General features: G+C 44.5%; 14 protein-coding genes. 1 reads left to right on the top strand and 13 read right to left on the bottom strand.

Annotated elements, in window-relative coordinates; translation table 11 throughout:
• Window positions 1-123 precede the first annotated feature (123 nt).
• The 12 genes from BN67_RS01915 to BN67_RS01860 all read right to left on the bottom strand — a co-directional run bounded on the left by BN67_RS01915 (window position 124) and on the right by BN67_RS01860 (window position 8,095).
• Window positions 124-525: a helix-turn-helix domain-containing protein gene (locus BN67_RS01915; protein WP_019222475.1), complete on the bottom strand. Its 402-nt coding sequence runs from the start codon at window positions 523-525 to the stop codon at window positions 124-126.
• 7 nt (window positions 526-532) lie between these two features.
• Complete coding sequence (locus tag BN67_RS01910; protein WP_019222474.1) at window positions 533-1,150, bottom strand: regulatory protein GemA; 618 nt, start codon at window positions 1,148-1,150, stop codon at window positions 533-535.
• Between the two features lie 12 nt (window positions 1,151-1,162).
• On the bottom strand, window positions 1,163-1,786 hold the full coding sequence (locus BN67_RS01905; protein ID WP_026088115.1) for a DUF3164 family protein: 624 nt from the start codon (window positions 1,784-1,786) through the stop codon (window positions 1,163-1,165).
• On the bottom strand, window positions 1,770-2,048 hold the full coding sequence (locus BN67_RS01900; protein ID WP_019222472.1) for a hypothetical protein: 279 nt from the start codon (window positions 2,046-2,048) through the stop codon (window positions 1,770-1,772). Before BN67_RS01900 ends, BN67_RS01905 begins: the two co-directional genes overlap by 17 nt.
• Window positions 2,048-2,323, bottom strand: a complete 276-nt coding sequence (locus tag BN67_RS01895; RefSeq protein WP_019222471.1) for a hypothetical protein — start codon at window positions 2,321-2,323, stop codon at window positions 2,048-2,050. Before BN67_RS01895 ends, BN67_RS01900 begins: the two co-directional genes overlap by 1 nt.
• The gene (locus BN67_RS01890; RefSeq protein WP_019222470.1) at window positions 2,320-3,351 is read right to left on the bottom strand and encodes an AAA family ATPase; all 1,032 of its coding nucleotides are present in this window, start codon (window positions 3,349-3,351) and stop codon (window positions 2,320-2,322) included. The genes BN67_RS01895 and BN67_RS01890 overlap by 4 nt, the downstream gene beginning before the upstream one ends.
• Before the next feature lie 491 nt (window positions 3,352-3,842).
• Window positions 3,843-5,867 carry a transposase domain-containing protein gene (locus BN67_RS01885; RefSeq protein WP_019222469.1) on the bottom strand — a complete coding sequence of 675 codons (2,025 nt, stop codon included), beginning with the start codon at window positions 5,865-5,867 and terminating at the stop codon, window positions 3,843-3,845.
• The gene (locus BN67_RS01880; protein ID WP_019222468.1) at window positions 5,864-6,322 is read right to left on the bottom strand and encodes a hypothetical protein; all 459 of its coding nucleotides are present in this window, start codon (window positions 6,320-6,322) and stop codon (window positions 5,864-5,866) included. The genes BN67_RS01885 and BN67_RS01880 overlap by 4 nt, the downstream gene beginning before the upstream one ends.
• A 5-nt stretch (window positions 6,323-6,327) precedes the next feature.
• A complete protein-coding gene (locus BN67_RS01875; protein ID WP_019222467.1) occupies window positions 6,328-7,206 on the bottom strand; it encodes a ParB/RepB/Spo0J family partition protein in 879 nt (292 codons plus the stop codon).
• On the bottom strand, window positions 7,206-7,607 hold the full coding sequence (locus tag BN67_RS01870; RefSeq protein WP_019222466.1) for a hypothetical protein: 402 nt from the start codon (window positions 7,605-7,607) through the stop codon (window positions 7,206-7,208). Before BN67_RS01870 ends, BN67_RS01875 begins: the two co-directional genes overlap by 1 nt.
• Window positions 7,591-7,728: a hypothetical protein gene (locus BN67_RS14375; protein ID WP_019222465.1), complete on the bottom strand. Its 138-nt coding sequence runs from the start codon at window positions 7,726-7,728 to the stop codon at window positions 7,591-7,593. Before BN67_RS14375 ends, BN67_RS01870 begins: the two co-directional genes overlap by 17 nt.
• A gap of 73 nt (window positions 7,729-7,801) precedes the next feature.
• The gene (locus BN67_RS01860; RefSeq protein ID WP_019222464.1) at window positions 7,802-8,095 is read right to left on the bottom strand and encodes a helix-turn-helix domain-containing protein; all 294 of its coding nucleotides are present in this window, start codon (window positions 8,093-8,095) and stop codon (window positions 7,802-7,804) included.
• 153 nt (window positions 8,096-8,248) lie between these two features.
• On the opposite strand from BN67_RS01860, the gene BN67_RS01855 reads away from it, so the two are divergent.
• Window positions 8,249-8,779: a helix-turn-helix domain-containing protein gene (locus tag BN67_RS01855; protein ID WP_019222463.1), complete on the top strand. Its 531-nt coding sequence runs from the start codon at window positions 8,249-8,251 to the stop codon at window positions 8,777-8,779.
• A 628-nt stretch (window positions 8,780-9,407) separates the two neighbouring features.
• Here the strand turns inward: BN67_RS01855 and BN67_RS11335 are convergent.
• Window positions 9,408-9,726, bottom strand: a 319-nt coding sequence (locus BN67_RS11335) for a DnaB-like helicase C-terminal domain-containing protein (RefSeq protein WP_019222461.1), incomplete at its 5' end; no start/stop codon positions are given.

The raw sequence follows: 9,726 nt of genomic DNA, 5'->3' as shown, positions 1-9,726 counted from the left end.
GGATTTCCAAAACACAATATAAGTCTGACACTGTCAGTCATAGATCACCTACCAATCTCAGGATACTGTTTTACGCCATAACAAGACAACCTAAACACTTAAAGACTATGGTGGCGCTTAAAATCATTCAAACTCTGCAAATAACGAACCTTGTGGGTCTTGCAAAGATATTTTCTTCTTCAAGCGATAGGCTGTACGCACATGCATGCCAGAAACAGCCGCCGCAGTATCCGCAGACCAGCCTTGTTGCAAGGCTTTTATCATTTTTTGCCGACGGGATACATGGCTACAAAGAGGAATAAGAAGGCGCACCCCTGAACCTTTGAAACAAAAATGCCTGATCAGTCGCTCGGCCTCTTCAAAACCTACAATTTCTATCAACCAATCCGCATGCTCAAGGCACCCTGGGATATAAACTTGTCGTCCACCAAAAGCACGAACCATATTCCATGCCGCATCAACACCAGCAACATCAGATATTTCACGTAATAGAAGGGGAAAATGGTGATAATCTTCATCTTCCATGACCAGCTTACCCCTCGCTTTGAACACCTTGACGAATTTTCCGCCCCCAAACATTCATAACACGTATAAAATCGCGCCCACTCATCTCGCCCAAAGCTTTACCACTCACGTTCATAACGCTTTGATGAAAAGCTGCCACATCAAACAAGCAACCTTCATTGAAACGTTTCCATTGAGCACACAAAATACAAATACTTGAACTTCTCCCCCATGAATCTTGGTGCTTTTTCCCTCTCCAGTCAACTCCACCCTCACGCTGTAACCAACCCTTTAACGCCTCAATGGCTTTGCTCGCATCATCGCTATCGCGTAAAAAACGAATATGATCAATCCCTGTCTGTCTTTTGACAAAAGCAAGCAATGCCTTATCTGAACGCTCACGCATAATGCCAAGATTCCATCCAGCTATCCATAAGGCTTGAAGTTTTTTGGCATATTTGCCCTCTAAAAGCTTGCCAGTGACACCACCACCATACGCGCGCATTTCTTGCATCACCAAACGCTGTTCTGAAACACTCAAATCTTTTGCCGATTGCTTACCCGTCAATCGAAAAAGCAGAGCGCGGTAGGTCTCATCATCAAGACCTAACGCGCGTTTGCCCATATGAATAGCCGCTAAAGACATGGTACCCCTTCTTTACGTCTTCGCCAAATCAAGCGTCACAGCCCGCCAAGGGCTTTCCAATGTATCACGCTCATAAAAACGCACATATTCCTTAGAGGTTGTCACACGAATGGCTTCGCGAATAGCACGCATCGCCTCGCTCCAGCGGGGATCATCAATAGCCAAACGTAACAACATAAAGATTTCTCCTCGATTCACCTTGCCTTCCTTATCCGTATTAAAAGCGCGCGTAATAATTGCACGGATTTCAGGGCGCGCATCCGCAGACCATTCATTCAAACATTCATCAAGAAGGCTTTTGGCAATTTGCAATTGGGGTCCAAAATCAAAACTCTCCTGAACTTGCACCTTAATGCGCTGTAAACCATCAAAACTTGTATAAGTGCAATTGCCCTTTTTGCCACGACGCTCTACACCATATTCTTGCGCAAGCAAGCGATCAAAAGCACTCAAATCCGCAATCGTATGGCTGTTAAAACGTGCAATCCTTGCCGATAACTCCTTCGCATACCCCATAACCTTACGCACCGTTTCATCTTCTAATAAATCCGCAGGACGGATCAGACTGACCGGCACCAAAGCACCTTTCGCATCCTTCATATAACGCGTACCTTCAAGCTCAATTTGTTGATCCATCATCAACTTCCTCCTTTTTTTCTTGAAACCAACGAAACGGCATAACTTCCCCTGAAGAAAGCGCACAACCCGCTTTCAATTGCCAACGACACCGCAAAAGCTCATGACCTAAAATGTGGTTATAGCCAGCAAGACGGCGCAAATAATCATTCAATTCTCGAACATCTTTTGCACTCAAAAAAATGCCTTCCACTTCATGCTTGAGCAAAGCAGAGCGCAAAGCAACCAAGCACTCTCCCACCATATAAGGATCCCGTTCCATTATTTTTTCCCTCCAAAATCCATATGAATAACCGTTCCTCTCTCACACTCATCACTCTTGGCATGAAGAGCTTGACTACGACGGAAAACTTCCACGACTTGCTCCTCTAAAACCACATCGGCTTCCCCCAAACGGTGAATACTCAGTTCCAATTCAAGCGATAACGCCAAATCAACACATAATTTAAGCGGCTCTCCAATATCCAAACCACATTGATAGTCATCATAAAGACCAACAAGCGTATTCGATAATTCCATATTGCTTATCTCGCTCATGCCAATTCCTCCACATCACGGTTTTTCCATGCCGCTTTGACATGTTTCAGCCTCACCTCACTCCCATCACCAAGCGCTGCCATGCGGGCTAACATGATCGTCTTATCAATTTGCCGCAAAGCACCAGCCTTTAACCCAATACCGGTTAAAAACTTTATCGCACCAGCATCTGCAATCCCCCAATCATGAATACGCGCAGCAATATCTTCACTATAGGGCTTGCGACGTTTCAGATGCATCGCCAATCGGCTTTTAATTTGCGCATAAGAAGGTCCATTTTGACGATGAACCAAACGCCCTGAAATCTCATCATTCCCCACCAAAGCTAAACCGGTGCCATTAATATCTACAAAATGACGCAACTGATTAATCGCCTCATCCGTTAAATTTTGCGCTTCATCAATAATCAGCAGCGTCCCACTTCCCACACGCTCTAATTTCTTGCCAATCGCACGCGTTAAGCGGGTGGGATTATATTCAACCACTTCTAATTCCGCTGCCATATCATTCAAAATACCATGAACACTGCGCGTATGCGGGCTTGCTGTCACAAGGTAAACATGCGGGCGCGTTGCGCGGTAATGACGACACGTTTCCGTCTTACCATTGCCCGCATCAAGCGTGATCATCACCATGTCGCCTGTACTTTGTGCAAGCGTTAAAGTGTCAATAATCTCACTCGCTATACGATTCTTTTGAAACCCTGGCTTTTCGGGGATCATCTCCAAAAAACCTGCCGTTTCCTTTACAGAATCAACCCATTGTTGAACCTTTGCATTCTGCTTGCCCAATTGCCCTGCATAGCTGCCAGAATACCATTGCGAAAACGTCCCATCAGGCATGCCGATGCGCCGCGCCACTTCTGCCTTAGACCAATCATTGATCTGGGCTAAACCTCTCACCGCATCCACAAGCTCATTCCATAAAGCGATATCATCACTCGTGCGGTTGGCTGTCATTTCACTGGGCTGGTTTTTAGGGCGCACCCAAGGATTTTTATCAATTGTTGCATTGATCGCGTATTTCATATATACTCCCCTTTCGTATTGATTTAGACACCGAAAGGGGACGGGCTCCTACCTGCCCCTTTCTTTTGTCTTCAATACACACTTCAAGCCGTACGCGATACAAAACCGGCTTCCTTGAAAAATCCCCCTCTCCTTATCTTTTGGGGGAAAATGAATCACTCCATGATCCTCACCCTAACAAGCAAAGACATCTGAAGATTTGATCGTATTGATTAAGATTTTGAAACGGATAAGATGCCTCCCCCCCCTTTCTTTGTGAACACTTCAAGCCGTACGCGATACAAAATCGGCTTCCTTAAAAACTCCCCCCTCTCCTTATCTCTTGGGGGAAAATGAATCACTCCATGATCCTCACCCTAACAAGCAAAGACATCTGAAGATTTGATCGTATTGATTAAGATTTTGAAATGGATAAGTTTCCTCCCCCCTTTCTTTGTTAACGCTGCAAGCCGTACGCGATACAAAACCTGCTCTTTTAAAATTTCCTTCTCTTATCCCTCTTGTCGTGGAAATTTAATCACTTCACGCCCCTCATCAGAGGCGGAAAGCCGTCTTAAGGCTTTGTGCAAATGTTGACTAAATTCTTCTGCCCCCAAAGCTTCATCATCCCCTAAATCTTCACAACTATTGGCTTTCACAGCTAAATTCCCCACATTATTGGGAACCAAGCGGCTAACCTTTGGTTTGACAATAGGCTTAGATGTTGAACCATCATCCTTTCGTTCAAGCCGCCCATAAACATCTGCCAAGTGATCAGGTGCAAGCTTGGCTGCCAACTGTTTTTCTGCTTTAACAGCCTTCACATACTCTTTACGCAAACGCCCATTTAAACGCGCTGCTTGTTGGTCATAAAAACCCACATCCGCAAGACACGGTGCCATGCAAAGCAACCGATTGTTCAAATCATAAACCCGCAAATCTTGCTGCAAATGATCTGGATCAAAGCGCACAATCACCTTCTGCCCCGCATATTGATTGAGCGCACGCGCCCAATAACGATTGCCATAAAAATGAATCTCGCCCGTCCCTTTTTGCGTACGCAATGCCTCAGAGGTCAAAAGCCATAAAGCACGCTGCGCCGCTGTTGCTTGCCGGATAATCGTCCCCTCTGATCTCAAACTTGCTACAAAAGTCTCATCAAAACTGCGCCCAGCACAATTGAGTGCCTTGCGCCCTGCTTGCCCATTATGCGCCTCAATCTGCGCGCCAACATGGGCTTTAAAATCTTCAAATCCTATCGCACGTTTTCCATAATCTTCAGGCTTAGCATCAGGCTTATTACCCGTATAAGCCCCCGCACAAAAAGGGTGCTTGGATATTGCCTCTGCTAAATCACGCCAAGCCCGCTCAATCGGTTTCGATTGTCCACTATAAGGCGTCGTCCATTGCAATTGCACACCCAAACTTGTCAAAAGACCCTGTGGATCATCCGGCTTAATCTTAAAGCGAAAACGGTTTTGCACACCTCCAGAAATCCACTTGCTGGTAAAAGCACGCCCATTATCCAAGGTCATCCGCTCCGGTATGCCATAATGCTCTACCATATCACCAATCACCAAACGCACAACTTCCCAAGTCTCTGCATCCGACAAGCGCCACGATAAAATCTTGCCTGAATAAAGATCTTGTATCGCAATCAAATAAAGCCGTACGGGCTTTTCTGCCCAAGGAACACGCACAAAAACATCCAGCTTATGCCCATCCATATTCACTGCTTGCAAAGCATGAAGGCTCGAGCGATCACGCCGTTGTGCCGGATAAAGTTTCTTTGCCTTTTCCTCACCCTCACGTGCTAATACTACAACCGACTTAGAAATCTCTTTATTGAAACGGCGCCTCAAAGCCCGCTCTGAAGGAAGGGGCTCCCACCCGTTCTCACGCGCAACCATCACCATGCGTCGATAACATGCCGAAAAAGAAGGCTTTGAAGGACGCAAATAATCCGAACACAAAACCTCCCAGGCACCCTCATGACAAGGCGCCATGTGCGAGAAATTCTCCTCACCATAACAAGGTGCCAAGGCTGCCAACCAATCTGTGCGCTCATACCCTTCCACCATCTGCCGCCAATGAAAAAGTGAACGATAGCTCACTCCAAATTGCACCGCACACAAGCTTGCTGCATCATGCACCCCCATACCAGCTTGGAGTAAATCATCCAGAGAACAAAGTGCCTTCAAACGCTCTTCACAACGTCTTTTATGTGCCTTCGAAAGACCCTCATAACGTGCCCAAACACTTTCCTTTTGATCCCTTTGCTCAGCTTTTTTCTCACCTTGACTTTGTTGCGCAATACACACACCACCAGAGCGCACCATCAATGCCGCACGCGCTCCTTCCGGTAATAAGGAAATGTGATATTCCCAAACCGGTTTCGTTTTGCCTAATGTTTGGCGAAACAACTGTGTATTTAAACGCCATTTCTTAAGCGCAAGATTATTAAGACCGATTTTTGTTTTCGGCAATCCTGGCAAAGCCGCCTCAGCCAATTCAGAAATACTGAACCATTCCTTCATGGCTGCCCCCGTTTAATTTGTACCGGCGTTGCACGCATGGCTTTCAAGCGCACCGCAATCTCACGCTGTTCCTGCTGAAGCCTTGCAATCTCTGCTAAACGCGCTTCATCCCCTTGTAACAACAACAAGCCATCTTCACTCACAACCTCATCCCAAAGCCAATAGGCTTCTGTTGCTCGCACAAAGGCTTTAAAACGTGGCAGGGAAATATCAACCTGCTTACTTTCTGCAACATAAGCATCCAAACTGGCCTTACTTAAACAACCAATCCCTAAATAATACGCCATACGCTCCGCAATCACACTGCGTTCATGCCGGCAGTCTTTCAAAGCACGCGCCATGGCGCGCTTTATACGGGAACGAAACCGCTCCAAATCAATCTGCGCAACCGGTTCGCGGCAAGGAAAAACCGGCTTTTGAAAAAAATCAAGCTGTTGAGAACCATGCCTCTTCATGCCTGCTAATCCCCCCGTTCTTTCTCAAGATAATCACAAAAACGCGCCTTTGTCTGCGCATCTGCTCTTTTCCATACCCCTAACAATTGGGCATAAATCCGTTCCTGTTCATTAACTTTCGGTGGCGTATTAATCCCATTGACCAAATCAACAGCACGCCGTAAATCTCCCTCAACCTGTTGCAAAGCAATCGCCACCCGCCGTTGGGAAACCGGCTCCATCTTGGCTAATTTCAACAGCTGTGCCTGATTATCTGCCAATGCCGTCCCACGCAAAACCGACCGCAACTCCGGCTGTAAATGCTGGGAAATTTTCGTTAAATAATGCACTGCACGTTTCGATAAACCAATGCGATCTGCCACATGTTCAGCAAAAGGGTAATGTTTACCCAATTGCTCTTCATCATGCAATTGTGCAATGTTTGCACTATTGCTCATTTTAGCAATAGGATCAACTTGACCCAATTGCTCTTTTTTGGCTTTATATTGATTACTACCATCCCCACCACGTTTAATTTCCCCATACTTCTTTTCCCACAATTCGCGGTAGGTCTGCACAAAAAGCGCACGGTCAATCACCGACAATTCATTGCGGAAAAGATTTTCTGCAACTTCCAATAGCGCAGCATTGTCCTTATCAGCCTGCACCACAACCGCATCAATTTCGCTATGACCCAAAAGCTCCGCAGCACGCAGTCGGTGTGCTCCAGCAATCAGGGTATAATTACCCTCCTTAGCATTGGGTGTATGGCGCACCGTAATAGGATTCATCAATCCCTCACGCTCCATCGATTGCGCAAGTGCCTTGGCATGCTCATCATCAACAGGGCGTATACGGTCGGGAACAACAATCAAATTTAAAGCAATTTCTTGAAACTGTGCCATCACGCTGCCCCCGCCTTTCTGATCTCTCGTAAAAACAAATCCATCGCACGACCCGCCCATCTTCGATAGGCTTTCGCAAAAACAGGTTCCATTAAACGGCGATTAACCGCTTGGAGAGACAGAGAAATAGAAGTCCGCTGCCGTGCTTGTATGGCAACAATACGCCGCCGTGGCACCTCAAACTGATAATGCAAAATATGAATGGCAATTTGCCGCGCCAACATCGCATCAAACAAAGAATGCGGCGGATCTATAATAAAGCGTATCGGCAGATGCCTAAAACCAAAACTCACTGCTCTAAAAGAACAGGTAAGCATCATTTCTAAACGTTCAACTTCTGAATAAGGATTGAAGATCTCTCTCTTTTCCTCTGGGGTCCATAAATTATAAGCAGCAACCATAATCACCTCCTATAAAGCTAATCTGATCATCAGCTATGGAAAACAAAACCACAAAAATGGCTGCCCCAGGATGAAACTCTATGCAATTTACCTTGCCTATTTCGTCTTGATCTTTAGACATTGATAAACCTTTTTATCTTATGGTATTTAAATTCATGGCAAATGCGCTAACACGCAAAGCCTGACAACGAAGTTTAAGCAGCACTCCCACGCAATGGGGAATGTTTGATGGAATCCGTATGAGCGTGTTTTGCTGCTTTAAAAATGCGACGGCGACTTTTGGGGTAACGCTCAAAGAAGATTTGCTCGACGGGCAAGCCGATAAAGTCTGCAATAGCACGCTCGGCTTTCTCATTGGGTCGTGTCCAGATATGCTGAACGCTGGATGAAGGGAGTTGATATGCTTTCGCGAGCTCCGCCAAGGTCATGTTACGGCGGCGTAGCTCGGCTAAAATACTATGGCGATCCCATTTTTGTGTGATTGTCATAACTTTCGCTCCTGCTTTAAACGGATGCTCAAATCATCCGTTTTTTGTGGGGTTAAATGTACAATAAACGCCCTCAATAATGGGCGGTAATAGGATACATAATGCCAAATTTGGCTTTTGTAAATACCGAAAAAGCATTTGGAGTGATTTTTTTTGGCACGCCCTGAAAAAGAACCTAAAACAGAACTCGCAAAACGATTACGTGAAATACGGCAAACCCTTGGTTTCACGGAGCGTAAGCAATTTGCTAAACATTTTGATATTCCCGAAACAACTATGCGTAATTATGAAACGGGTTTGCAAGAACCCCCTGCATCTATAATGCGAATATATAAAAATCGTTGTGGAATATCCTTAGATTGGCTCGTTACTGGTGAAGGTGAAATGTTTAGTGACATAGCAAAAGCGAAAGCAGCTGGTTTTAAAGTACCTACCATTCCTGCTGGACTCATGAAAAAACTCGGTCGCATAGCTTATACAACCTATCGCGATGCAAATATAAAACTCCCCCCTGAAGATATAGCGGAATTAGCGGCAGAGCTTTATAAAAAGTTACAAGAGCTTGTTCAAAACATAAATGATATGGAAGAAGTCGAGGCAACTTTTCCTCTTCTAAAACTGCATTTAAAACGTCAAATTGAAGCTGAAAAAGCACATCTAGTAACTACACAAGATACGGCTTAATGCCCCTATAAAATCAAAAATCGATATGAAAATCTTTTTACATTAGAAAAATTACATAACTATTTGATTTACAAATATATATTGCCTCTAAAAAGAGATAATCATCAATAGGTGAAAATCTTTTTTGCTTTTTGAGTCATTTTTGGCTGATTTTGGAGTCCATTGAACTTTTGGATTGATTTTTTTCAAAGGGTCTTCAAAGGCGGTTTTCTGGGCTTTCACAGACTTTTTAAAAATCTTCAAAGGATTTTCAAAGACCTTTCAAAGCCTTTTCTCATTTTTGCTACAAAATCGTGATTTTTACCACTTTTCGCATTTTTTTCCAATTTCAGGTGTCAAAATCTATTTTGACAAAACGCGCATTTAATGGTAAAAAATAGTTATAAAAACAACAAATTACCACCTATTCCTAACTCATCCCACCTCTTCCCACTTACTGCAAAACTTACTGTCAAACTACATTGACACTAGGTTTTGCAGCAATTCATTTTTAAAATTCACGTCTTTTTAAAAAAATTAAAGGGGTTTTCAAAGGGTCTTCAAAGGTCTTTCAAAGGGTCTTCAAAGGGCGTTTTAAGATGCATAATTTTGGGTGAGAGCCTCTTGGATTTTTTCTAAGATATTACGATTATCTTCTCTCTTCCAGATCGCTAAAGCGTGTAAAATCGGATTGAAAGGCAAGAGGAACGACGCCTGTCGGACCATGACGTTGTTTGGCTATAATAACCTCAGCTTTGCCCTTGGCTTTCTCCATTGCCTCTTGCCATTTACTATACTCAAGGGAGCTTTCTTTGGGTGCTTCATTTTTGAGATAATATTCTCCACGATAAACAAACAGCACAACATCGGCATCTTGTTCAATGGAACCTGATTCTCGTAGATCAGCAAGCTGGGGACGTTTATCTGTTCGGTTTTCAACTTGGCGTGAGAGCTGTGAAAGAGCAATG

Source organism: Bartonella rattaustraliani AUST/NH4, from assembly GCF_000312565.1.
Classification (GTDB): Bacteria; Pseudomonadota; Alphaproteobacteria; order Rhizobiales; family Rhizobiaceae; genus Bartonella; species Bartonella rattaustraliani.
The sequence above is the reverse complement of the archived record's forward strand: the minus strand, read 5'-3'. Positions and strand labels throughout refer to the sequence as shown.

Excerpts from the sequence above, each read along its gene's own strand:
- BN67_RS01880 (WP_019222468.1), bottom strand. The coding sequence starts at position 6,322 with ATGAAGAGGCATGGTTCTCAACAGCTTGATTTTTTTCAAAAGCCGGTT.
- BN67_RS14375 (WP_019222465.1), bottom strand. The coding sequence starts at position 7,728 with ATGTCTAAAGATCAAGACGAAATAGGCAAGGTAAATTGCATAGAGTTT.
- BN67_RS01870 (WP_019222466.1), bottom strand. The coding sequence starts at position 7,607 with ATGGTTGCTGCTTATAATTTATGGACCCCAGAGGAAAAGAGAGAGATC.
- BN67_RS01890 (WP_019222470.1), bottom strand. The coding sequence starts at position 3,351 with ATGAAATACGCGATCAATGCAACAATTGATAAAAATCCTTGGGTGCGC.
- BN67_RS01900 (WP_019222472.1), bottom strand. The coding sequence starts at position 2,048 with ATGGAACGGGATCCTTATATGGTGGGAGAGTGCTTGGTTGCTTTGCGC.
- BN67_RS01885 (WP_019222469.1), bottom strand. The coding sequence starts at position 5,867 with ATGAAGGAATGGTTCAGTATTTCTGAATTGGCTGAGGCGGCTTTGCCA.
- BN67_RS01860 (WP_019222464.1), bottom strand. The coding sequence starts at position 8,095 with ATGACAATCACACAAAAATGGGATCGCCATAGTATTTTAGCCGAGCTA.
- BN67_RS01895 (WP_019222471.1), bottom strand. The coding sequence starts at position 2,323 with ATGAGCGAGATAAGCAATATGGAATTATCGAATACGCTTGTTGGTCTT.
- BN67_RS01875 (WP_019222467.1), bottom strand. The coding sequence starts at position 7,206 with ATGGCACAGTTTCAAGAAATTGCTTTAAATTTGATTGTTGTTCCCGAC.
- BN67_RS01915 (WP_019222475.1), bottom strand. The coding sequence starts at position 525 with ATGGAAGATGAAGATTATCACCATTTTCCCCTTCTATTACGTGAAATA.
- BN67_RS01905 (WP_026088115.1), bottom strand. The coding sequence starts at position 1,786 with ATGGATCAACAAATTGAGCTTGAAGGTACGCGTTATATGAAGGATGCG.
- BN67_RS01910 (WP_019222474.1), bottom strand. The coding sequence starts at position 1,150 with ATGTCTTTAGCGGCTATTCATATGGGCAAACGCGCGTTAGGTCTTGAT.